General features: G+C 71.0%; 19 protein-coding genes and 2 riboswitches. Of the genes, 16 read left to right on the top strand and 3 right to left on the bottom strand.

Translation table 11 applies throughout. The annotated features are described in order from the left end of the window. Window positions 1-24: 24 nt before the first annotated feature. The 5 genes from KPL78_RS01910 (at window position 25) to KPL78_RS01930 (ending at window position 3967) form a co-directional block, all read left to right on the top strand. On the top strand, window positions 25-1608 hold the full coding sequence (locus tag KPL78_RS01910) for a rhodanese-like domain-containing protein (protein ID WP_219760971.1): 1584 nt from the start codon (window positions 25-27) through the stop codon (window positions 1606-1608). 1 nt (window position 1609) lies between these two features. Beyond that, the gene (locus tag KPL78_RS01915; RefSeq protein ID WP_369412596.1) at window positions 1610-2395 is read left to right on the top strand and encodes a ComFC family protein; all 786 of its coding nucleotides are present in this window, start codon (window positions 1610-1612) and stop codon (window positions 2393-2395) included. Between the two features lie 31 nt (window positions 2396-2426). Next, window positions 2427-2684: a glutaredoxin 3 gene (grxC, locus tag KPL78_RS01920; RefSeq protein WP_219760974.1), complete on the top strand. Its 258-nt coding sequence runs from the start codon at window positions 2427-2429 to the stop codon at window positions 2682-2684. A gap of 82 nt (window positions 2685-2766) precedes the next feature. After that, window positions 2767-3261, top strand: a complete 495-nt coding sequence (locus KPL78_RS01925) for a DUF1178 family protein (RefSeq protein WP_219760976.1) — start codon at window positions 2767-2769, stop codon at window positions 3259-3261. 10 nt (window positions 3262-3271) lie between these two features. Next, entirely contained in the window at window positions 3272-3967 is a 696-nt protein-coding gene (locus tag KPL78_RS01930; protein WP_219760978.1) for a hypothetical protein, read from the top strand. A 482-nt stretch (window positions 3968-4449) separates the two neighbouring features. On the opposite strand, the gene KPL78_RS01935 is transcribed toward KPL78_RS01930, so the two are convergent. After that, window positions 4450-5412, bottom strand: coding sequence for a S1C family serine protease (locus KPL78_RS01935; RefSeq protein ID WP_219760979.1), 963 nt, complete (start codon window positions 5410-5412; stop codon window positions 4450-4452). A gap of 79 nt (window positions 5413-5491) precedes the next feature. Here KPL78_RS01935 and KPL78_RS01940 point away from each other — a divergent pair, with 79 nt between their 5' ends. Further along, entirely contained in the window at window positions 5492-7060 is a 1569-nt protein-coding gene (locus KPL78_RS01940; RefSeq protein WP_219760986.1) for a Na+/H+ antiporter, read from the top strand. Between the two features lie 18 nt (window positions 7061-7078). After that, entirely contained in the window at window positions 7079-11602 is a 4524-nt protein-coding gene (locus tag KPL78_RS01945; RefSeq protein WP_219760988.1) for a DUF4011 domain-containing protein, read from the top strand. Window positions 11603-11999: 397 nt separating this feature from the next. Here the strand turns inward: KPL78_RS01945 and mscL are convergent, their stop codons facing one another. Further along, on the bottom strand, window positions 12000-12497 hold the full coding sequence (mscL, locus tag KPL78_RS01950; protein ID WP_219760990.1) for a large conductance mechanosensitive channel protein MscL: 498 nt from the start codon (window positions 12495-12497) through the stop codon (window positions 12000-12002). A gap of 140 nt (window positions 12498-12637) precedes the next feature. Here mscL and KPL78_RS01955 point away from each other — a divergent pair, with 140 nt between their 5' ends. The 9 genes from KPL78_RS01955 to KPL78_RS01995 all read left to right on the top strand — a co-directional run bounded on the left by KPL78_RS01955 (window position 12638) and on the right by KPL78_RS01995 (window position 21800). Then, window positions 12638-13036: a VOC family protein gene (locus KPL78_RS01955; RefSeq protein WP_219760991.1), complete on the top strand. Its 399-nt coding sequence runs from the start codon at window positions 12638-12640 to the stop codon at window positions 13034-13036. Between the two features lie 67 nt (window positions 13037-13103). Beyond that, entirely contained in the window at window positions 13104-13679 is a 576-nt protein-coding gene (locus KPL78_RS01960; RefSeq protein WP_219760992.1) for a DedA family protein, read from the top strand. A 60-nt stretch (window positions 13680-13739) separates the two neighbouring features. After that, window positions 13740-13830, top strand: a riboswitch (glycine riboswitch). 3 nt (window positions 13831-13833) lie between these two features. Further along, a riboswitch (glycine riboswitch) is annotated at window positions 13834-13926 on the top strand. Between the two features lie 48 nt (window positions 13927-13974). After that, entirely contained in the window at window positions 13975-15084 is a 1110-nt protein-coding gene (gcvT, locus tag KPL78_RS01965; RefSeq protein ID WP_219760994.1) for a glycine cleavage system aminomethyltransferase GcvT, read from the top strand. A 13-nt stretch (window positions 15085-15097) separates the two neighbouring features. Continuing rightward, window positions 15098-15472, top strand: a complete 375-nt coding sequence (gene gcvH / locus KPL78_RS01970) for a glycine cleavage system protein GcvH (RefSeq protein WP_219760995.1) — start codon at window positions 15098-15100, stop codon at window positions 15470-15472. Further along, a complete protein-coding gene (gene gcvP, locus KPL78_RS01975; protein ID WP_219760996.1) occupies window positions 15472-18372 on the top strand; it encodes an aminomethyl-transferring glycine dehydrogenase in 2901 nt (966 codons plus the stop codon). The genes gcvH and gcvP overlap by 1 nt, the downstream gene beginning before the upstream one ends. Beyond that, complete coding sequence (locus KPL78_RS01980) at window positions 18369-18929, top strand: NUDIX hydrolase (RefSeq protein WP_219760997.1); 561 nt, start codon at window positions 18369-18371, stop codon at window positions 18927-18929. The genes gcvP and KPL78_RS01980 overlap by 4 nt, the downstream gene beginning before the upstream one ends. A gap of 475 nt (window positions 18930-19404) precedes the next feature. Next, window positions 19405-19731: a cupin domain-containing protein gene (locus tag KPL78_RS01985; protein WP_219760998.1), complete on the top strand. Its 327-nt coding sequence runs from the start codon at window positions 19405-19407 to the stop codon at window positions 19729-19731. After that, window positions 19728-20636 carry an alpha/beta hydrolase family protein gene (locus tag KPL78_RS01990; RefSeq protein ID WP_219761000.1) on the top strand — a complete coding sequence of 303 codons (909 nt, stop codon included), beginning with the start codon at window positions 19728-19730 and terminating at the stop codon, window positions 20634-20636. Before KPL78_RS01985 ends, KPL78_RS01990 begins: the two co-directional genes overlap by 4 nt. 81 nt (window positions 20637-20717) lie before the next feature. Further along, window positions 20718-21800, top strand: a complete 1083-nt coding sequence (locus tag KPL78_RS01995) for a TRAP transporter substrate-binding protein (RefSeq protein ID WP_219761002.1) — start codon at window positions 20718-20720, stop codon at window positions 21798-21800. A gap of 312 nt (window positions 21801-22112) precedes the next feature. Here KPL78_RS01995 and KPL78_RS02000 read toward each other — a convergent pair whose 3' ends face one another. After that, window positions 22113-23687 carry an ABC transporter substrate-binding protein gene (locus KPL78_RS02000; protein ID WP_255568508.1) on the bottom strand — a complete coding sequence of 525 codons (1575 nt, stop codon included), beginning with the start codon at window positions 23685-23687 and terminating at the stop codon, window positions 22113-22115. Window positions 23688-23775: the final 88 nt, after the last annotated feature.

The following is a 23775-nucleotide window of genomic DNA, read 5'->3' on the forward strand; positions in this document are numbered from 1 at the left end:
GCCTCGACCAGGGAGTGGGACCGCATGCCGAAGTCGATCGACGCCGCCACGCTGAAGGGCTGGATCCGGGATGGGGGCGAACTCGCCATCCTGGATGCGCGGGAGGATGGGGAGTTCGGCCGGTCCCACCTGTTCTGGGCGGTGCCCTGCGGCCTGTCGAAGATGGAGATGCGGGCGCGCAGCCTGCTGCCGCGGCGTGATGTGCGCGTGGTCTGCGTCGATGGCGGGGAAGGATATGCCGGGCGTCTCGCGGATTATCTGGCCGGGATGGGCTGCACCGATGTGTCGGTGCTCGCCGGCGGCACACCGGGCTGGATCGCGGCGGGATACACGGCGTTTTCCGGGGTGAACGTGCCGTCCAAGGCCTTCGGGGAATGGGTGGAGCATCACTACGGGACGCCGTCGGTCGACCCGGCGGAGCTGAAGGCCATGATGGACAGCGGCACCGACATGGTGGTGCTGGACAGCCGGCCGATGGACGAATTCCACCGCATGACCATCCCGACCGCGGTGAACGTGCCGGGCGGGGAGCTGGTCTATCGCATCGGCGAGTTTGTCACCCGGCCGGACACGACCATCGTGGTGAATTGCGCGGGGCGGACGCGGTCGATCCTGGGGGCGGAATCGCTGCGCAGCGCGGGGGTGCCGAACAAGGTGGTGGCGCTGCGCAACGGCACGATGGGATGGGAACTGGCGGGCTTCACCTGTGACCGGGGGCGCTCGGACCGGTATCCGGAACGCCTCCCTGCCGGGTCGGAGCAGGCCTTCACGCGCGCCGACCGATTCGCGCGCAAGAACGGCGTGCGGTTCATCACCCGGGCGGAACTGGACCGGCTGGAGGGGCACCGGACGACCTATCTGCTCGATGTCCGCGATCCGGCGGAATTCGCGGCGGGGCATCTGCTGGGCAGCCGCTCGGCGCCGGGCGGGCAGTTGGTGCAGGCGACCGACCAATGGGTCGCGGTGCGTGGGGCGCGGATCGTGCTGGTGGACGATACCGGCGTGCGCGCGCGCATGACCGGCGGCTGGCTACGGGAGCTCGGGGGCTGGGAGGTGTACGTCCTGACCGACGGGCTGGAGGGGCGGCTGGAACAGGGCGGCGCGGTCCCGGAGGTGCCCGAGGCCGAGGCGGTCCGCGTGCCGCACGTCGCGCCCGCCGAGCTGGCGGCGCTGGCGGCCGAGGGGGCGGCGCAGGTGGTGGACCTCGCCCGGTCGATCGATTTCCGCGACGGGCATGTGCCGGGCGCGCTGTGGGGCATCCGCACGCGGCTCGCGCGGCTGGCGGACCGGCTCACCGGGGACCGGCAGATCGTCGTCGCTGCCCCGGTGGAGGCGCAGGCGCGGCTCGCCGCCGCGGAATTGCAGGGGTTCGCGAAGGCGCCGGTGAAGATCCTCGCCGGCGGGACCAAGGCCTGGGCCGCGGCGGGGTTCCCGCTCGCCGCCGACCGCCGCGACCCGGCGGATGAGGACTGCGCCGACTTCTACCTCCGTCCCTACGACCGGAATTCCGGGGTGGAGGAAGCGATGCGCGAATACCTCTCCTGGGAGATCGACCTGGTGCATGAGGTGGCGAAGGACGGCGACGCGCCCTTCGGCGCCTGGGCCTGAGGTGCCGGCCGGGCTGCATCGCCTGGCCCATGGGGCGCGACGGGCCTCGGCGGCGCTGCTCGACGCGCTGCTGCCACCGCGCTGCCTGTCCTGCGAGGCGGAGGTGGCGGAGCACGGCACGCTCTGTGCCGCGTGCTTCACGGCGCTGACGCCCGTCACGGCACCCTTCTGCGCCCGTTGCGGCGTGCCCTTCGCCCATGAGGGGCAGGGCGAGGCAGGGGAAGGCGGGTTGCTCTGCGGCGCCTGCCGGAACCGGACGCCGGCCTTCCGGACGGCGCGGGCGGCCTTTCGCTACGGGGAGGGTGCCCGGCGTCTGATTCTGCCCTTCAAGCATGGCGACCGGACGGACCTCGCCCGGCCGCTGGCGCGGCACATGGCACGCGCCGGGGCGGCCCTGCTGGCGCGCGCCGAGATCATCGTCCCGGTCCCGGTGCATTGGCGGCGGCTGGTCGCGCGGCGCTACGACCAGGCGGCGCTGCTGGCCCAGGCGGTCGGGCGCATCGCGGCCATCCCCGTGGTGCCGGACATGCTGCGCCGGATCCGCGCCACGGAGGCGCTGGGCGGCAAGAGCGCGGCCGAACGCGCCGCGACGGTCGAGGGCGCCTTCGCCGTGTCCCGCAGCGGGGCGCGGCGGCTGGCGGGTCGGCAGGTGCTGCTGGTGGACGATGTCATGACCTCGGGCGCCACTGCGGAGGCCTGTGCGGTCGCGCTGCTCGGCGCCGGGGCCGCGGGGGTCGATGTGCTCGCCGCGGCACGCGTGCCTGATCCGCGTCTCGGGACGGCTTGATCTCCTGCTGCGCTGCGCCAATTCTGGCGGCATGGCCAAGATCGAGATCTACGTTCAGGACTTCTGCCCCTATTGCGCGCGCGCCAAGGCGCTGCTGGATCGCAAGGGCGTCGCTTACGAGGAGATCTACGCTCCGAACGGGTCCGCCGCGCGGGCCGATGCGGTGAAGCGGTCCGGCGGGCGCACCACCGTGCCGCAGATCTTCATCGACGGGCAGGCGGTCGGCGGGTCGGATGACCTCGCGGCGCTGGACCGGGCGGGCAAGCTCGATCCTCTGCTGGCGGCCTGACGCGGCCTCTGGCACTCTCGTCATCGGAGTGCCACATGAGGTTCAAGGGCATGATGGACGGCCCGCCGGGAACGATGGAGCGATGATCCACTACCAGTTGCGCTGCACCAGCACGGGCGAGGAACACGCCTTCGATGGCTGGTACAAGGACAGCGGCGCCTTCGAGGCATTGAGCAAGGCTGGTCTGGTGGACTGTCCCGTCTGCGGCGGTACCAAGGTCGAACGCGCCCTGATGGCGCCCGCCATCCCGAAGAAGGGCCGCCCGGCGCGCAACGCCGTGGTGCCGGCGCCTGCTCCCGAAGCGCCCCCCGCCGCCGCGCCGGCCGAGGCGCCACAGGCCGCCGCCGGGCCGATGCCGGCGCAGCTTCGCGCCATGCTCCAGAAGCTGCGGGCCGAGGTCGAGAAGAACTGCGACTATGTCGGCAAGGATTTCGCCGAGGAGGCGCGCCGCATCCATCGCGGCGAGGCCGATGCCCGGGGCATCTTCGGCGAGGCCTCCGACGCCGAGGCCGAGGCGCTGAAGGACGAGGGCATCGAGGTCGGCCGCATCCCCTGGGTTCCGCGCGCCGACGGCTGAGCGCCGGGCGATGCTCGTCTTCAGCTACGGCATTCCGAAGTCGGGCAGCACCCTTGCCTTCCAGATCGCGCGCGCCGCGGCGCGCTTCGCCGGGCATTCGCAGCGGCTGCTGCCGGCGCCGCTCTCCTCGCCGGGCCACAAGGTGAATTTCCACCAGGTGCTGGATCCGGCGCTGCTGGACGCCGCGGCGCGACGGGCCGGCGACCGCATCCTGGTGATCAAGACGCATGACCGGCCAGGTGCGGAGTGGATCGCGGCGTATGCCGCGCTGGCGACGCGCGGGGCGGCGAAGGCCATCGTGAACCATCGCGATCCGCGCGACATCTGCCTGTCGCTCTGCGACGCGGGGCGTGCCGCGCGGGCGGAAGGGCAGGCGGCCTTCGCGGAGTTCGTGACCCTTGAGGACGCGGCCGCGCGCGTGCGCGGATACCTGTCGGACCTCGATGCCTGGCATGGGCTGCCGGGGGTACTCGAAGTCCGCTACGAGACCTGCGCCTTCCGGATGGATGCGGCGATCGACGCCATCAAGGCCCATCTGGGGCTGGGGACACCGAACTGGTTGGTGCGCTTCTATGCCGGGCACATCGCCTTCACCCACCGCAACAAGGCGCTGCCCGAACGGCATGTGAGGGAATTGGAGGGGGCGGAGCGGGCCATGCTGGATGCGGCGTTCGGGCCGTATCTCGACAGGATGGGGTATCGGTGAGGCCTCTAGGTTGATCGAGGCAGGGTCCGCAGCGCGGCTGGGTGCGCAGGGCGGCCAAGGGATCGAACGGCGCCGCGCCGCGCGAGGGCCGAGGATGCTGCGGTCGGAGCGGGGAAGGGCTCTGCCCTCCCCCGCACCCCCACCCGCCAAAGGCCACGGGGCCTTTGGAAACCAACACCTGGGGCGGGGCGGAACGGGGATGCCTCATGCGGTCAGCGGGTTTGGTGCGCGAAGGCGGGTTCCGGCAGCATTTCCGGCCGTGGCGCGCGGCGCCAGGTCGAGGTTTGCAAAGGCCTTTCGGCCTTTGCTGGGGTGGTTTGGAGGGGCAAAGCCCCTCCAACGTCCACAGTGAGCGTGCCGGGGCTGTCAGGAAGGCCATTCGGCCTTTCGTGGGGAGGCTGAAGCCCCTCTCCGCCGCATCAGTCGAGCGTCAATCTCTGCGCGCATGAGGGCACGAACTCTCCCCGGGACTCCTTTGCCTTTCAGCCCGTCGTCTCACGCTCCGCCGGCGTTGCCGTGACGCGCAGCACCTCGGCGCCGCGCAGGGCAAGGATCTCCGCCGGGACGCCGACGCGCTCGCCATGCAGCGCGCGCAGCAGCGCATCCGCGCCGGTCGCGGCGAGGCCGTCGATGGCGAGGATCACGTCGCCCTCGCGCAGTCCGGCCGCCGCGGCGGGGCCGTTCGGGACCAGCTTGGCGATGCGGGCACCGAAGGTCTGCTCCTCCAGCCCCGCCGCGCGGGCAAGGCGACGCGGCACGGGGACGCGTTCCACGGCGATGCCGAGCACGGCACGGCGCACCCGCCCGAAGCGCAGCACCTGGCTCAGCACCAGCCGGGCGGTGTCCGCGGCGACGGCGAAGCAGAGGCCCTGCGCGCCGGCGATCACCGCCGTCGCGATGCCGATCACGCGGCCGGCGGAATCGGCGAGCGCCCCGCCCGAATTGCCCGGGTTCAGCGCGGCGTCGGTCTGGATCAGATCCTCGACCGGCCAACCGCCACGGGAGGGCAGGGCACGGCCCACGGCGCTGACGATGCCGGCCGTCACCGTATTGGCGAAGCCGAGCGGGTTGCCGATGGCGATCGCCACCTGGCCAGGCCGCAGCCCAGCCGAACTGCCGAGCTCGGCGACGGGCAACGGGCCCTGCGCCTCGGCGCGGAGGACGGCGATGTCGGTGGCGCGGTCCTGGCCGAGCAGCCGGACCGGGAAGCGGCGGCCATCCGGCGCCATGGCCTCGAGGGCCGTGGCGCCGGCGACGACATGGGCATTGGTCAGGACCAGCCCATCAGGGGAGATGACGACGCCGGAGCCGGTGCCGCCGCGGGCCTCGTGGCGCGCGGCGACATGCACCACGGCGGGGCCGACCCGCGACACGGCCGAGGTGACGGCGCGGGAATAGGCGTCCAGCAGGGGATCGTCAGTGGGGGGAAGGGGGGCGTCGAGCATGCTTCCCAAAATGGGAAGCCTCGCCCCGACTCCCAAGCCCCGCTTCCCAGGCGTCCCCGGTCTTGGCAGTTTCGCCGCGATGGCGATCCTTCAGGTTCTTCTGGCGTTGATGGCGGCCTGCGTCGGCTTCGCGCTGCTCGCGCGCCGCATCCGGCTGCCCTATCCGGTGGTGCTCGTGCTGGGGGGGATGGCGATCGCCTTCATTCCGGGCATGCCGGAGGTGGAGCTCGACCCGCAATTCGCGCTCGCCTTCTTCCTGCCGCCGCTGTTGCAGGTCAGCGCGATCCGCACCGACTGGGCGGCCTTCAAGACCAGCATCCGGCCCATCCTGCTGCTGGCGGTCGGCGCGGTGCTGTTCACCGCCTTCTGCATCGCCGCGGCGGTGAAGCTGCTGATCCCGGGCTTTCCGTGGGCGGCGGCGATCGCGCTCGGCGCCATCGTCGCACCGCCCGATGCCGTGGCGGCGAGCGCCGTGTTGCAGAAGCTGCGCCTGCCGCGGCGGCTCGTCACCGTGCTGGAAGGCGAAAGCCTGATCAACGACGCCACGGCGCTGGTGCTCTACCGCTTCGCGGTGGTGGCCATGATGGCGGGCACTTTCTCCTGGTCCGAGGCCGGGATCACCTTCATCACCGTCTCGGTCGGCGGGGTGGCGGTGGGCTGGGCGATCGGGCGGCTCGTCATCCTGGCGGGTCGGCGGTTGCAGGACTCGCTGCTGGAGACCGCGGCCTCCTTCATCGCCTGCTTCGCCGCCTTCTTCGCGGCGGAAGCCTTCCATTTGTCCGGCGTCATCGCCGTGGTGACGGCAGGGCTGGTGCTGGGGCGGGCGCAGCACAGCTTCACCGCCCGCACCCGCAGCGAATCGCGCGCGGTCTGGACCTTCATCGAATTCGTGCTGAACAGCATGGTCTTCATCCTGATCGGCTTGCAGCTCAACGGCATCCTTGACCGGCTGCACGACTATCACGGGTGGCACCTGGCGCTGCTGGCGGGGACGGTCTCGGCGGTGCTGATCGTCTCGCGCTTCGTCTGGGTGTTTCCGGCGAGCTGGCTGCCGCGGCAATTCCCCTCGATCCGCCGGCACGATCCGATGCCGCCCTGGGGGCACATCACCGTGCTGTGCTGGGCGGGGATGCGGGGCGTGGTGTCGCTGGCCGCAGCCCTGTCGCTGCCGGTGACCTTCCCCGAGCGCGACCTGCTGGTCTTCCTGTCCTTCTGCGCCATTCTCGCGACGCTGGTGTTGCAGGGGACCACGCTGGAATGGGTGATCCGGCGCCTCGGCGTCGAGGAGACCCGGCGCACCGGCATGTCGGTCGAGGAAGCGGCCGCGCGGACGCTCGTCGCCCATGCCTCGCTGCGGGAGATGGAGCGGCGGGCGGAGGATCTGCTTGCCGGCGCCATCGCCCAGGACCTGCTGCCCGAATACCGCGACCGGGTGCGCCTGCTGGATGGGGTGAACCAGGGCGCGATCGCGGCCGAGCGGGCGGCGCGGCTGGAGCACCGGCTGCACGCGCTGCGCGCCGGCCGCGACCGGCTGCTGCGCCATCGCGAGGAAGACGGGCTGGACGAGGAGCTGATGGGTCGCCTGACCGAGGAGCTGGACCTCGAGGAGCTGCGCCTGCGGCGGTTGCTGGGCGCCGCCGATCATTGAGCGGAGTATAGGGACGCCATGACCGATCTTCGTCAGGCCCTCGAGGAGGCGCGCCGCGCGCTGCTCGACCTGTCCACGCGCAACCGGCTGCTGTCGCTGCCGCGGCCGGGGCGGTCGCGCGGCGTGCTGATCCTCGACGATGAGGATGCGGATTTCGTGATCGGCGCGCTTGGGTCCGGCCGCGCCTTCGGCTTCGAGGCAGCCGGCGAGGAAGCGCCCGACGCGCCGTCCGCCGAGGGCGCGAAGCCACGGCGGCGGCGCAGCTCGAAATCCGCGGCCAAGGCCGAGGGCGTGTCGCGCGCGGACGGCACCGCGACGCGGGAGGAACACCAGCGCGACGACAAGCTGCGCGTCCAGCTTCCGCCGTCCGACCTCGCCCGCCGCCTGCGCGACCTGATGACGGATGCGCGCACGGCGCGGGAGGAGACGGGCGTGCCGACGCTCAACCTCGCCCTCGGCACGCTGACCTGGCGCGATCCCGGCACACCGGAGACGGAACGCCGCGCGCCGCTCGCCCTGCTGCCGGTGACGCTGGAACGGGAGGGTGTGTCGCAGACCTTCCGGCTGCGCGCTGGCACGACCGAGGTCGCCGAGAACCTGTCCCTGCGCGAAATGCTGAAGGTCAATTTCGGCACCGCCCTGCCGGAGTTCGACGCCGAGGCCTACAACCCGACCGCCTGGGCGGAGGCCGTGGCCGGCGCGGTGAAGGATCGCGCGGAATGGTCGGTCGATCCGGATGCGCTGGCGTTGGGGCTGTTCAGCTTCGCCAAGTTCCTGATGTGGCGCGACCTGGGGCCGGAGGAGAATCCCGGCCTCGGCGACCATCCGTTGGTGCGAACGCTGGTGGGTGGGGAACCGCTTTCGGCGCCGCCGACTTTTCCCGACGACGCCGATGTGGATGAGGCGATCCCGGTCGAGCGCCTGGACCATGTGATGGACATGGACGGGTCGCAGGCATTGGCCGCGGAATCCGTCCGGCGCGGCGGGCATGTGGTGATCCAGGGGCCGCCGGGGACGGGCAAGTCGCAGACCATCGCGACGATCCTCGCGCAGGCGGTGCTGGATGGTCGGTCCGTGCTGTTCGTCGCGGAGAAGCTCGCGGCGCTGGAAGTGGTGAAGCGAAGGCTGGAGCAGATCGGCCTCGGCGCCGCCTGCCTGGAACTGCATTCGGAGAAGCAGTCGAAGCGCGCCGTGATGGATGAGCTGCGTGCGACGCTCGCCCTGCCGCCGCCGCCGAAGCCGAACCGCGACGCGGTGATCGAACGGCTGGCCACGCTGCGCGGAAGGCTGAACCGCCATGCGGCGGCGATGCGCGGCACGGCGGGGGCATCGGGGATGCCGCTGCACCAGGTGATCGGCACGCTGGTCGGGCTGCGTCGGCGCGGCGTCGCGGTGCCCGACTTCACGCTCGAAGCCGGAAGTTGGGACGGTGCGACGATCGCGACGAAGCGCGATGCGCTGCGCGATCTTGCTGCCCGCGCGACCGAAGCGGATGGCGCGCACAATCCGTGGCGCGGCGTGACGGCGGATCTGGGGCCGGCCGATGCTGACCGCTTGATGCAGCGCCTGCCGGGCTGGATTCGCGCCTTCGCGGCCGCCGGGGCCTCGGCAGGCGGGACGGCGGGACCGGCGGCGGTGGCTGCGCGTCTGCGCGCGGCGGCGGCGCTGCGGGAGGCGCCGCCGCATGACAAGCACGCCATGGCCAGCGCGGCCTGGCGGGCCGATCCGGCGCCGCTGATCTCTCTGACCGAGGCGGTGGCGCAACTCGCCATCGCGAAGCGTGATCCGCGCCTGCGGCCCGGGGCGCTGGATGTGCCGGGTCTGGAGGAGGCGCGGGCGGCGCTGGCTTCCTCCGGCGGCTTCTTCGGCTTCCTGAATTCGGCGCGGCGGTCGGCGCAGGAGGTCGGCGCGCGCGTCGCGCGGGATGGCGCCGACCCGGTCGCGGCGCTGAGCGCGGCCATCGCCGGACAGGCGGCGCGGGCGCGGGTGCGCGGCGGCAATGCACTGGGCGCGGCGGCCTTCGGCAGCCTGTGGAAGGGGGAGGACACCGATCCCTCCGCCATGTCCGCCCTGATCCTGTGGCGGCAGAAGCATGGGCCGGAGGCCGCGATGGCGCTGGCCGCTGATGCGCCGACCGGCGATGCGGCGCTGCTTGAAGCCGCGGCCATGGCCTGGACCGAGGTGCAGCAGGCGACCGGCCTCGATCCCGTCGCGGCCTTCGGCAGTGCCGATCCGCCCTTCGCGGCGCTGGCCGATCGCCTGGGCGAGTGGGCGATGCGGCCGGAGGCGCTGCCGCTGTGGCAGGGCTGGCGCCGGGCGCTGGCGCAGGCCCAGGGGCTGGGGGCGGTGGTGGAGCGGTTGCAGGATGGCCGCCTGGCGCCGGACGCGGCCGAGGACGCCTTCGCCTATGCGCTGCACGAATCGCTGCTGCGGGCGGCGACGGCGACGCATCCCGACCTCGCCGCCTTCGACGCCGCCGGATACGACCGGCTGGTCGCGGAGTTCCGCGAGGCCGACCGCGCCCGCATCGCCCTGACCCGCGCCGAGGCCGCGCGCGCCCATGCCGACCGGGTGAAGCAGGTGCGCGACGGCATGCCGGGCATGACCGTCATCCGCGGCGAGATGGAGAAGAAGCGCGGTCACCTGCCGGTGCGCGAATTGCTGCTGCGCGCTTCCCCCGCCGTGCAGGCGGCGAAGCCGATCTTCATGATGAGCCCGCTCTCGGTCGCGCAGTTCCTCGCCCCGCCGCACGGGCTGCGGCCGGGCCTGACCTTCGACCTGATGGTGATGGACGAGGCATCGCAGGTCGAACCCGTCGATGCGCTGGGTGCGATCGCGCGCTGCCGCCAGGTGGTGGTGGTGGGCGACGACAAGCAGATGCCCCCGACCCGGTTCTTCCAGCGCATGACGGGCGAGGAGGATGATGTCGCCCCGGAAGACGCGCCCGAGGCGGTGGCGGCGCGCGACGTGGAATCCGTCCTTGGCCTGTGCAATGCGCGCGGCGTGCCGTCGGCGATGCTGCGCTGGCATTACCGGTCGCGGCACGAGAGCCTGATCGCCACCAGCAATGCTGAATTCTACGAGAACCGGCTGCTGGTGCTGCCGAGCCCCCGCCCGCGTTCGGCGCTGCTCGGCCTGTCGCTGGTGCGGGTGGATGGCGCCTGGGAGACGGGCGAGGGGGTCAACCGCGCCGAGGCCGAGGCGGTCGCGCAGGCCGTGATGCGGCATGCGAAGGAAACGCCGGGGGATACGCTCGGCGTCGCGGCGTTCTCCATCCGCCAGCGCGATGCGATCACGGATGCGGTCGAGGCGGCTCGACGCGCGGACCCCTCCGCCGATGCCTTCTTCGCCAACCATGCCGACGAGCCCTTCTTCGTGAAGAACCTCGAGAACGTGCAGGGCGATGAGCGCGACGCGATCCTGATCTCGGTCGGCTATGGGCGCGGCAAGGATGGTAAGCTGGCCATGCGCTTCGGACCCTTGTCTGCCGAGGGCGGCGAGCGGCGGCTGAACGTGCTGATCACGCGGGCGAAGAAGCGCTGCATCGTCTTCTCCGGCATCGGGGCGGATGACATCGACCTCGAACGCGCCTCGGGGCGCGGCGTGGCGGCGCTCAAGACCTTCCTCGCCTTCGCTGCCGGACCGGCTGCGGCGCCGCGCGGCGGGAGCGACCGCATGGGCAGCCCGATCACCGAGGCGATCGCGGAAGCCGTGCGCGCGGCCGGCAAGGACGCCGTGCCGCATGTCGGTCTGGCCGGGCTGTTCCTGGACGTCGCGGCCAAGGGGGAGCAGGGCTACGAACTCGGCATCGAGGCCGATGCCGGCGATTGGGCGGCACTGCGCTGCGCCCGCGACCGCGAGCGCGGCCGGCCCGCGGCGCTGGAGATGATGGGCTGGAAGCTCGCCCGGGCGTGGTCGCTTGCCTGGTATGCGCGGCCCGAGGCCGAGGCGGCGAAGGTGCGGACGGCACTGGGCGCCGCGCCCGTGGTCGCACCGGAAGCCGCCGCGCCGCCGCCGGTGTCGGAGCCCGGTCTCGCCGAACCTTATCGCGAGGCGGCGCCGGACCTGGCGCAGGGACCGCTTGATTCGCTGACCGCCGCGACACTGGCCGCCGCCATTGCCGAGGTGGTGCGCGTCGAGGCGCCGATCACCGGGGACAGCCTGGCCGAGCGGCTGCGGCTTTGCGCCGGGCGGGATTCCCTGACGACGAAGGAGAAGGACGCGATCCGCCAAGCCATCGGCATCGCCAGGGCGCAGCATGGCGTGGCTGAAGCCGCCGGCCTTCTGATGACCGCCGACACCAAGGTCACGCCGCGCGACCGGCGCGCCGCGGCGCCGCATTTGCGCCGCGCGGCCGCCGTGCCGCCGGCCGAGATCGCGGCGACGGCAGAGGCTCTGCTGGCGCGGCGCGGCGCGCTGACGGAGGCGGAACTGGCGCGGGCGATCCTGGCGGCGCTCGGCCTGGATGCGGCGGCGGAGGTTGCGGTGGCGGCGCGGCTCGCGGCGCTGGTCGGGTCAGGGGCACTGCGCCTCGGCGCGTGACGCAGAGAGGCTTTGGGGGCCGGGCATCCGGGCCTGCACCCTGTTGGCGCTCCGCGGAGCAGTCGCGCGGCGTCCGGTCAGGGGCGCCAAGGGCCTTCCTGACGACCCGGTAGCCCCCGCCGTCGCTTGGAGGGGCGGAGACCCCCTCCAAGTCACCCCGCTATCGGCGGCCGAGAACCTTGCCCTGCGGTCAGGTTTGGGGGCGAAACACGCCCGTGCGCACAAAGGGTGCCGCGAAGGAGCAGCATGCACGCCGCGCCCGGCGCCAGGTACCGGCGGTCCAGGCCACACTGTGGCCTGGCGGGGTGGTCCGGAGGGGCGGCGCCCCTCCGGCTCCGGCCTCAGAGTATCGGGAAGCCCCTCCCGGCAGCGCCGGCAGCCGGGTTGGCGCGGTCTCTCACCCCGCCGGCGGTGTCGCGCCGCGCTGCGCCTTCAGCTCGTCGCGGATTTCCGTCAGCAGCGTCTCGGTCGCCGTCGGTCCCGGCTTGGCTGTCGCCTTTTCCACCGCCTGCGACGCCTGCAGCTTGGACAGGATCTTCACCAGCCAGAACACCGCGAAGCCGACGATCAGGAACTTGATCACCGCGTTGAGGAAGGAGCCGATCGCGATCACCGAGGCGCCGCCCTGGCGTGTCGCTTCCAGCGAGGCGCGGCGTTCGCCGAACAGCACGATGAAGAGGTTCGAGAAGTCGATCCCGCCCATCAGGATGCCGACGATCGGGTTGATCAGATCCTCGACGACCGAGGAGACGATGGCGGTGAAGGCGGCGCCGATGACCACGCCGACGGCGAGGTCGATGACGTTGCCGCGCATGATGAAGGCCTTGAATTCCTTGAGCCAGGCCGGCTCCTTCAGCGGGATCTGGCTGGTGATCTTGTTCGCGAGGTCGCTCATGCGGTCTGGCCCTCCTGCGCTGCGCATTTCCGCGGCCCTCGGCGGACCGCAGGGGCGGATCATCCCGGTTTTCGGATGGGGTGGCCAGCGCGGGGATCTGGCGCTGGCGCGCGCGGGCCGGGGCCGCCATGGTCCGTGCCATGACCGTGCCCTTCGCCCAGCAGGTGACCTTCCTCTATGCCGAGGCGCCGGAGGCGTGCTGGCGCTTCTATGAGGAGGTGCTTGGCCTGACGCTGGTCCGCGACCAGGGGAGTTGCCGCATCTATGCGACCGTGGCGGGCGGGCAGGGGTATCTGGGCGTCTGCCGGGCGCGCGGGCCGCGCGCGACCGAGGATCCCCGCCGGGAGGGCGGTGTCGTGGTCAGCCTGGTGCATCCGGACGTCGAGGGCTGGCATGCGCGGCTGCTGGCGGCAGGCGTGGCGGTGCAGGGGCCGCCGTTCCATGCCGCGGCCTATGGCGTCACATCCGTATTCTTTCGGGACCCGGCCGGCTATACGCTGGAAATCCAACGTTTTGACCGGCCGATGACGGAGGTGTGATGCTTCGGCATTCCCTTGGACGGCGCGACCGGGCATTGTGTCCCGCAAGAAACACGGGGGCTTCCTCTTGGCCGAGTTCTGGGCCGAATGGGGCGCGCTTGCCTATGTGGGCGCCGCGCTCTGGGCATTTTTCGAAGGGGAAACCTTCGTCCTTGCTGCCGCCGCCATCGGGGCGACGGTCGGCATGGTCGATCCGTGGATCCTGTTGGGTTCCGTCTGGCTCGGCTCCTATCTGGGCGACCAGACCTGGTTCTATGTGGGGCGCCGCTACGGCCCGGGAATCCTGAGCCGGTTTCCCAAATCCCAGCCGAGGGTGGAGGCGGCGACGCGGCTGCTCGAGCAATACGGCACGCTGTTCATCCTGACCTTCCGGTTCCTCTATGGCATCCGCAACGTGGCGTCGCTCGTCTGCGGCCTGGCCGGATACAACTGGGCGCGCTTCGTGGTGCTGAACTTCATCGCGGCCGGGATCTGGGCGGGGAGCTTCGTCGCGGCGGGGTGGTTCCTCGGGTCCTGGCTGGGGGTGGAGCGGCTGTTCTGGTCGATCTGCGTCCTGGCGGGCGTGGCGCTGGCCTTCTTCGTGGTGCGGCATTTCTGGTGCCGGTCGCGGGCGCGCGCACGCAGCCGGGCTGCGGCGGAGTAGGCGCACCCACCCGACGCCGTTGCGCCGATCCGGCTGATCTGTCAGGAAGGGCCACCCCGCAGATCCCGCGCGGGAGAGAGGGACGCGAGTCCCCGCCGAAGGCGCAACCGGCCCCCGGAAACGCTCAGGTATCGAGGGCCGCGCGGGGAAGGGGCCTCTGGAAAGCCCGTGGCCGCAAGGTCACGGCACCGACGGAGTAAGGCGAGGCAAGCGCCCCCGCCGAATCTCTCAGGTCCATGGACAGAGGGGGGCCACGGTTTTCAACCCGGAACGCCGCGATGCGGCGGGAGGACCCGTGGCCGATTCGACCGAGACGCTTCTCGAAACGCCGTTGGCGGCGCTGCACCGCGAACTGGGCGGACGGATGGTGCCCTTCGCGGGCTATGCCATGCCGGTCCAGTACCCGGCCGGCATCCTGACCGAGCACCTGCAATGCCGCGAGACGGCCGCGCTGTTCGATGTCTCCCATATGGGCCAGGCGGAACTGGTCGGCGAAGGGGCGGCCGCGGCGCTGGAGCGCGTGACGCCGGCCGATGTGCAGATCCTCAAGCCCGGGCGCCAGAAGTACGGCCTGCTGACCATGGCGGACGGCGGCATCCTCGACGACTTCATGGTCGCGAACCTGGGCGACCGGCTGTTCCTGGTGGTCAATGCCAGCCGCAAGCATGTCGACCTGCCCTACATCGAATCGGTACTGCCGGCCGGCGTGACGCTGAAGCCGCTGCCGGACCGCGCGCTGATCGCGCTGCAGGGGCCGCAGGCGGTCGCGTCGATTGCGACGCTGGCGCCGGGCATCGCGGAACTCGGCTTCATGGGCGTGGGATCGTTCAACATCGCGGGCGTGCCCGTGCTCGTCTCGCGGTCCGGCTACACGGGCGAGGACGGGGTCGAAATCTCGGTCCCGGCGGACCTTGCCGAGGGCTTCGCCCGCACACTGCTCGCACTGCCGGGCGTGCATCCGGCGGGCCTCGGGGCGCGTGATTCGCTGCGGCTCGAAGCGGGGCTTTGCCTTTATGGCAACGACATCGACGAGACGACGAGCCCGGTCGAGGCCGCGCTGACCTGGACCCTCGGCAAGCGCCGCCGCACCGAATGGAACTTCCCGGGCGCGGAGCGCGTGCGCGAGGAACTCGCGAACGGCACGAAGCGCCTGCGCGTCGGCATCAAGCCCGACGGCCGCCAGCCCGCGCGCGGCCACACGCCCATCCACGCGCCCGGCGGTGCCGCCATCGGCGAGATCACCTCGGGCGGCTTCGGCCCGTCCCTGAACGGCCCCATGGCCATGGGCTATGTCGCGCGCGACCACGCCGCGGATGGCACCGCCCTCGACCTCATGGTGCGCGGCAAGGCGATCCCCGCCCGCGTCGCGCCCATGCCCTTCGTTCCCCACCGCTACGCCCGCTGAAGGATCGGCCCCGATGTCCGAGACGAAATTCACCAAGGACCATGAATGGGTGCGCCTGGATGGTGGCATCGCCACCGTCGGCATCACCGACCATGCGCAGAACGCGCTGGGCGACGTGGTCTTCGTGGACCTGCCCGAAATCGGCCGCGAGGTGACCGCGGGCGAGGCCATCGCGGTGGTGGAGAGCGTGAAGGCGGCCTCCGATGTCTATGCCCCGATCGCGGGCAAGATCGTCGAGGTCAACGGCGCGCTGTCCGACAACCCCGGCACCATCAATTCGGCGCCGACCACCGATGGCTGGTTTTTCAAGATCGAACCCGCCGATGCCGGCGAGATCGCTGCCCTGCTCGATGAAGCCGCCTATGCGGCCTATGTGGACACGCTCTGATGACGGCGCTCGACACGCTGGCGGCATTGGAGGCGGGCGACGCCTTCGCCCCGCGCCACATCGGACCGTCGGAGTCCGAGATCGCGGCCATGCTGAAGGTCGTCGGCGCGTCGAGCCTCGATGACCTGGCCGCCAAGACCGTGCCGGCGGCGATCCTCGGCATGGACATGGCGGGGCTGCCGGAACCGGCGACGGAGCTGGAACTGCTCGCCGAGCTGCGCGCCATGGCGCTGCGCAACCGCGCCGACATCAAGTCGCTGATCGGCATGGGGTATCACGGCACGCATACGCCGCTGGTCATCCGGCGCAACGTGCTGGAGAGCCCCGGCTGGTACACGGCCTATACGCCATACCAGGCCGAGATCGCGCAGGGGCGGCTGGAAGCCCTGGTGAACTTCCAGACCATGATCAGCGACCTGACCGGCCTGCCGGTGGCGAATGCCTCGCTGCTGGATGAGGCGACGGCGATCGCCGAGGCGATGCACCTCGCCCATGGTGCCGCGCGCGGCAAGTCGCATCTGCTGATCGCCGCCGACGACCTGCATCCGCAGTCGAAGGCGGTGCTGACGACGCGCGCCGCGCCGCTCGGCATCAGCGTGAAGTTCGTGCCGGTCGCGGCCATCGTCGCCGAGGTCACGGCCGAGAAGCCCTTCGCCCTGGTGGTGCAGTATCCGGGCACGACCGGCGAAGTGCGCGACCTGACCCCCGAGATCGCGGCGGTGCAGGCCGGCGGCGGGCTTGCCATCGTCGCGGCCGATCCGCTGTCGCTCTGCGTGCTGACGCCGCCGGGCGAGATGGGGGCCGATGTCGTGGTGGGCTCGGCCCAGCGCTTCGGCGTGCCGATGGGCTATGGCGGGCCGCATGCCGGCTACATGGCTGTGAAGGATGCGCATAAGCGGCTGATGCCGGGGCGCCTGGTGGGCGTGTCGGTGGATGCGGCGGGCGCGCCGGCGATGCGCCTCGCCCTGCAGACGCGCGAGCAGCATATCCGCCGCGAGAAGGCGACATCCAACATCTGCACCGCGCAGGTGCTGCTGGCCGTCATGGCCGGTTTCTATGCCGTCTGGCACGGGCCGGAGGGGCTGAAGCGCATCGCGACGCGGGTGAACCTGCTGGCGCGCCTCGTCGCCGGCGCGGCGCAGGCGGCCGGCTTCGCGCTGAAGCATGATGCCTTCTTCGACACCGTGGCGCTCGACGCGGGCGCCAAGGCCGATGCGCTGATGGCGACCGCGCTGAAGCGCGGCTTCAACTTCGCGCGTATCGACGCGACGACCGTCGGCATCGCGCTCGACGAGACGGTGACGCGCGAGGATCTCGACGCGCTGGTCGGTGTCCTGGCCGAGGCCGGCGGCAAGCCGGTCGCGGTGGGCGAGACGGCAGGCGGCCTGCCGGCCGCGCTGGAACGCCGTTCCGCCTATCTGACCGCGTCCGTCTTCAACACGCATCATTCGGAGCACGCGATGCTCCGCTACCTGAAGATGCTGGAGGACAAGGACGTCGCGCTGAACCGCAGCATGATCCCGCTGGGGTCCTGCACGATGAAGCTGAACGCGACGGCCGAGATGGTGCCCGTCACCCTGCCGGGCTTCAGCGTCATCCATCCCTTCGCGCCGGTCGACCAGGCGAAGGGCTATCGCGAGCTGACCGACCGCCTGTCCGACTGGCTGTGCCGCATCACCGGCTTCGCGGCGGTGTCCTTGCAGCCCAACGCGGGCAGCCAGGGCGAATATGCGGGGCTGCTGGCGATCCGCGGCTGGCACCTGTCGCGCGGCGATACGCATCGCGACATCTGCCTGATCCCGGCCTCGGCGCATGGCACCAATCCCGCTTCCGCCGCGATGGCGGGGATGCGCGTGGTGGTGGTCGGCACGGATCGCGACGGGTCCGTCGACATCGCCGACCTGAAGGCCAAGGCGGAACAGCACGCGGCGAACCTCGCCGCGCTGATGATCACCTATCCGTCCACGCACGGCGTCTTCGAGGGCACGATCCGCGAGATCTGCGCCCTGATCCACGCCCATGGCGGCAAGGTCTACATGGACGGCGCCAACATGAACGCGCAGGTGGGGCTGACCTCGCCGGCGACGATCGGCGCGGATGTCTGCCACCTGAACCTGCACAAGACCTTCTGCATCCCGCATGGCGGCGGCGGGCCGGGCGTGGGGCCGATCGGCGTCACGCGGGAACTCGCCCCCTTCCTGCCCGGGCATCCGGTGGTGGATTGCGGCGGGTCGAAGGACATCGTGGTGTCCGCCGCGCCCTGGGGGTCGGCGTCGATCCTGCCGATCTCCTACGCCTATATCCGCATGATGGGGGCCGAGGCGCTGAAGCGCGCGACGCAGGTCGCGATCCTCAACGCGAACTACATCGCGAAGCGGCTCGAAGCGCATTTCCCGGTGCTCTATCGCGGCATGAACGGCATGGTCGCGCATGAATGCATCCTCGACTGCCGCGGCTTCCAGCAGGGCGGCGGCGTGCTGGTCGAGGACATCGCCAAGCGGCTGCAGGATTTCGGCTTCCATGCGCCGACCATGTCCTGGCCCGTCGCCGGCACGCTGATGGTGGAACCCACCGAGAGCGAGCCCAAGGGCGAGCTGGATCGCTTCATCGACGCGATGGTCGCCATCCGCGCCGAGATCCGTGCGGTCGAGCAGGGCCGCATGGACAAGGCCGACAATCCGCTGAAGAACGCGCCGCACACCGCGGCCGAGATCGCCGCGGAAGACTGGTCGCACGCCTATACCCGCGAACAGGCGGCCTTCCCGCTGCCCTTCGTGAAGGCGCGCAAATACTGGCCGCCGGTGAAGCGGGTGGACAACGTCTATGGCGACCGCAACCTGGTCTGCTCCTGCGCGCCGCTCGAGGCCTATGCGCAGGCGCATCAGATCGCGGCGGAATGAGCCAGCTCAAGCCTTGGCAGGTCACGGCCAGCCGCATCGTGCTCGCGGATCGCTGGATCCGCGTGCGCGCCGATAGCTGCGTCGCCCCCTCGGGCGACGTGGTCGATCCCTTCTACGTGCTCGAATATGCGGATTGGGTGCATGTCGTCGCGCTGACCGATGACGATCGCCTGGTGATGAACCGGCAGTACCGGCACGGCGCGCAGGAGGTGCATCTGGAACTGCCTGGCGGCGTGATGGATGCCGCTGACGCCGATGCGGTCGAGGCCGGGAAGCGCGAGTTCCGCGAGGAGACCGGGCATTCCGCCGCGGAGTGGCGGCACGTGGTGAGCCTGCGGCCCAACCCGGCGACGCATACCAACCGCGTGCATACGGTACTCGCGCTGGGGGCGCGGCCGGACGGGGTGCAGTCCTTCGACAATGGCGAGGAAATCGCCGTCGAGCTGATCCCGGTCCCCGAGGTGCTGCGGATCATCCGCGAAGGGGCGGTGCAGCAATCGACGCATGTCGCGTCGCTGCTGTTGGCGCTGGCGGCGGCGGGGCGGATCGCATTCTGATCTTGTGAGATGGCGATTGGAGAGGGGCTCTGCCCCTTCCAAACCTCACCCCGCCAAGGGCTTGGAGCCCCTGGACCGCAATCCGTTGGCGTTGGGCAGGACAGGCATGCCGTACCCTCCACGCGCCGTTCGTGCGCGGAGGCGGATCTCGGCATTGTTCGCACGGCGCCCGTTTCGGCCCCTTTGCGGCAGTATCGGGAGCATCGGCAGGGCCCTTGGAAATGTCCCGCCGGGGAATGGAGCCCACACCCGCTCCCGCGCATGACGGGCGTTTGATGGAGGGAGGGTGACTATCCTGCCCAACGCCAACAGACTGCGTTCCAAGTGCTCCAAGCACTTGGCGGGGTGGTTTGGAGGGGCAAAGCCCCTCCAATCTCCTCTGCAAGCGGACAGGTGCAACCCGGACATCCGAGCCGGCGCCCGCATCGATGCTGCACCCTTGCGTCCGGCGCGCTGCCGCGCGCAGCATCCGCGCATGCCACGCCATGCCTTCCCCGCCGCAGAGGCTGCCACGGCGCCGAACGAACCCGGCCGCCTGTCCGCGCGCATCTTCGGCCATGGGACCTTCGAGGCCCGCTGGTACGCCCCCCAGGGCACCGACCCGCAAACCCCTCACACGCGTGACGAGGCCTATGTCGTCGTGCGCGGCACCGGCACCTTCTTCTGCGCCGGCATGCGGACGCCCTTCGGGCCGGGCGACCTGCTTTGGGTCCCGGCTCATGCCGAGCATCGTTTCGAGGATTTTTCGCCCGACTTCGCGACCTGGGTGATCTTCTATGGGCCCGAGGGCGGGGAGGGGTGATCCGCCGCGTCGCCGCGCTGGTTCTGGTCTCGGTGGCGCTGCTCGCCCGCGGCGCTGTGGCGCAGACGGTGTTCGAGGTCTCCGGGACGCCGCCTCTCGAAGCCGCGCTGTGGCTGCCGGACGGTGCCACCCGCGCGCCGCTGGTCCTGCTGCTGCATGGCGCCGGAGGTCGCTGGTCGGAACTCGCGCCGCTCGGTGCCGCGCTGGCTGGGGCAGGCATCGCGGCGGCGGGCTTCACGCAGGTTGCCGATCGCAGCGCGCCGAACGCTTTCGCGCGCATGGCGGCGCGTGCGCGCACGGCGTCGCGGGTGCTGGACGCCGTCCTGGTGCGCGCGGGCGATCGCGTCGATCCGGGGCGGCTGGGCGTGTTCGGCTATTCCGCCGGGGCGACGGCGGCCATGCTGCTGATCGGCGGCCGCGCGGATCCGGCGCGCTGGCGGGCACTGTGCGAGGTCGCGCCGCAGGAACGGCTCTGCCTTTCGCCGTTCGGGCAGAGCGCCTTGGCGGCAGCGGATGCGCCGGCCTTCACGGCCCCCGATTCGCGCTTCCGTGCCGCGATGCTGGCCGCGCCGGCGCTTGGCTTCCTCTTCGCCGGGGACGGGATGCGCGGCGTGCCGCCGGGGACCGCGGTGCGGCTGTGGCGGGCCGAGGCCGACTCGCTGCTCGCCGAGCCTAATCACGCCGAGGCCATCGCCCCGCTGCTGCCGGGCCATCCCGTGCCGAGCGTGGTGCCCGGTGCCGACCACTGGGTCTTCACGCCGCCCTGCGGGCCCGAGCGCCGCGCGGCCGAGCCATGGCTCTGCGCCGACCCCCCGGGTTTCGACCGCGCCGCCTTCCATCGGGCCTTCCGGGCGGATGCGATTGCCTTCTTCCGTGCCGCACTCGCGCCGCCTGCGGAACGGTAGAGCATCACGTTGCATGCGGTGGCGGTGCCGCCCATTCTGAGGCCCTGCCGGAGCGTTTCCGGCATTGGAGGAAAGCCAAGAATGGATCGTCGCCGCTTCATCGCGAGCGGGGCGGCGGGCGCAGCTGTCGCGACCGTCGCCGCACCGCATGTCGCCAATGCCCAGCCCCGCATCCGCTGGCGCTGCCCGGGCAGCTTCCCGAAATCGCTCGATACGCTCTACGGCACGCAGGAACACATCTGCCGCCGGGTGAACGAGATCACCGAGGGGGCGTTCCAGATCCAGCCTTTCGCACCCGGCGAACTGGTCCCGGCGCTGCAGGTGCTCGATGCCGCAGGGCAGGGGTCGGTCGAGATCGGCTGGTCGGCCCCCTACTACTACACCGGCAAGGACCCATCGCTCGCCTTCGGGTCCTGCGTGCCCTTCGGGCTGAACGCCCGGCAGCAATATTCCTGGTGGCATGACGGCGGCGGCAAGGACCTCATGGCGCCGGTCTTCGCGGACCAGGGCGTGGTCTGCCTGCTCGGCGGCAATACCGGTGCGCAGATGGGCGGCTGGTTCCGCAAGGAGATCAAGAGCGTCGAGGACCTGCGCGGCCTGAAGTTCCGCATCGCGGGCTATGCGGGCGAGGTGCTGAACAAGCTCGGCGCCGTGTCGCAGCAGCTTGGCGGGGCGGACATCTACCCCGCGCTGGAGCGCGGCGTGATCGACGGCGCCGAATGGGTCGGGCCCTATGACGACGAGAAGCTCGGCTTCCAGCGCGTCGCCCAATACTACTACTACCCCGGCTGGTGGGAGCCCGGCCCGTCCATCACCATGCTGGTGAACAAGGCCGCCTGGGAGGGCCTGCCGCCGACCTACAAGGCGGCGCTCGAGACGGCCTGCGGCGATGGCTATGTCTACATGACGGGGCGCTACGACGCGCTGAATCCGCCGGCGCTGCGGCGGCTGATCGCGTCCGGCACGCAGCTCAAGGCCTTTCCGCGCGACGTCATCGCGGCCTGCTTCCGCACGACGCAGGAGCTCTACGCCGAACTCGGCAACCGCAATGCGCGGTTCAAGGAGATCCACGCGCAGTGGGACCGCTACCGCGTGGAACAGCAGACCTGGTTCCGGGTGGTCGAGGACAGCTTCGCGAACTCGCTGGCAGTCGTGCAGCGGTAGGGGAGGAAAGGCCCGGCCGGAGAAAGGAACCGGAGGGGCTCTGCCCCTCCGGACCACCCCGCCAAATGCTGAGAGCATTTGGAATGCCGGATAGCTGGCGCCGCGCAGCAACGCCATGCGATGCCCTCACAGCGCATTTGGTGCGCCGATGCGGGTCTCGGCACTGATCCTGGCGGTCGCGCCCGGCGCCGGGGTGAGGTCTAGAAAGGTCTTTCGGCCGATGCGGGCTCCCATTCGCGTTGCGAGGCAACGTGAAGGGGTACCCGTGCCCAGGTGAGGTCCGGAGAGGGGCAAGCCCCTCTCCGGCGCGCCTTACTGGCCGTGCCGCACATGCCGGAGCTGGAAGTAGTTGTCCGCCGTCTGCACGACGGTCCAGCCATTGCGCACCGCCCAGACGATCTGCTGCTGGTGGAGCGGGATGAAGGCGACGTCGTCGCGCAGCACCTGGCTGGCTTCCGAGATCAGCCGCTGACGCTGCGCTGGGTCGGTTTCCACCGCGATGCGGTCCACCAGCGTGTCGAAGGCCGGGTTGGAATAGCCCGCGCTGTTGAACACGCCGCGCGAGCCGGTACGCGTCGCCGCGAGGTTGTAGAAGGCGTTGTGCGCATCACCGGTCGAGGGCGTCCAACCCAGCATGTAGAAGGAGGTGTTGAAGCGCGGCCCGTTGATCTCGGAGAAGTAGCGCGCGCGGGTCTGCGCGTTGAGCGTCACGCGGATGCCGACCCGCGCCAGCATGGCCGTGATGGCGGTGCAGACGGCCTCGTCATTGACGTAGCGGTCGTTCGGGCAGTCGAGGGTGACGCCGAAGCCGTTCGGGTAGCCGGCTTCCGTCAGGAGGCGGCGGCCCTCGGCGACGTTCACCGCGGGGCGGACGTCGTCGGCCTCAAGGAAGCCGTTCACGCCCGGCCCGTAGAGCAGGTTGGTCGGCCGCGACTGGCCGCGCATCACGGTGCGCTGGATGGCGTTCACGTCGATGGCCAGCAGCATGGCCCGGCGCACGCGCACGTCCTGGAACGGGTTCTTCCCCTGAACGTCGGACTTCAGAAGCTGCGGCCGCATCTGGTCCATGCCGAGGTAGATGGTGCGCAGCTCAGGTCCCTGGAGGATGGACACGCCCGGCGAGCGGCGGATGCGTTCCACGTCCTGCGGCGGCACGGTGTAGACGAAGTCCATCTCGCCCGAGAGCAGGGCCGCGACGCGCGTCGCGTCGTTGGAGATGACGTTGAACTCCGCGCGGGTGAGGTTATGGCGCGGGGTGTCCCACCAGGTCGGGTTCGGCACCAGCACGGTGCGGCGGTCGGGCTCGCGCGACTGCAGCAGGAAGGGGCCCGTGCCCATCGCGTTGCGGGTGGCGAAGTTCTCACCCGTGGTGGTCAGGTCGACGGGGCGTTCCGCGTTGTGCTGCGCAGCCCAGGCGCGGGACATCATGCCCCAGTTGGTGATTTCCTGCAGCAGGATCGGGTTCGGGACGGTGGTCTCGAATTCGACCGTATGGTCGTCGATCTTGCGGATCTCCTTCACCGAGGCGAGCACGCCCTGGATGTTCGACCCCGGCCCGCGTGCGCGTTCCGCGCTGAAGATCACGTCGTCGGCGGTGAATGGCGTGCCATCCGAAAAGCGGACGCCCTGGCGCAGATGGAAGCGCCAGACGGTGGGGGAGGGGTTCTCCCAGCGCTCGGCCAGCGCGGGTTCGACGCGCATCTGCGCGTCGCGGCGGACCAGCGGCTCGTAGATATTGGCGTTGAAGGACAGCAGGAAGGTCTCCTGCCGCGTGTAGGGATCCATCGAGTTGACGTCGCCGTCATTGGCCCAACGGAAATTGTTTGCCTGCGCCGTCATGGCGCTGCCGGCCAGCAGCGCGGCGGCAAGGGTGAAGCGTAAGGACATGGCAATGCATCCCGAGCGTGTCAGTGGCAGCATGCTTGCGCCATCACGCGCCCGAGGGGAAGGCGGCGTGCTTGCCGAAAAAGCATAA

This window comes from Roseomonas alba (assembly GCF_019430885.1).
GTDB classification, from domain to species: Bacteria; Pseudomonadota; Alphaproteobacteria; order Acetobacterales; family Acetobacteraceae; genus Neoroseomonas; species Neoroseomonas alba.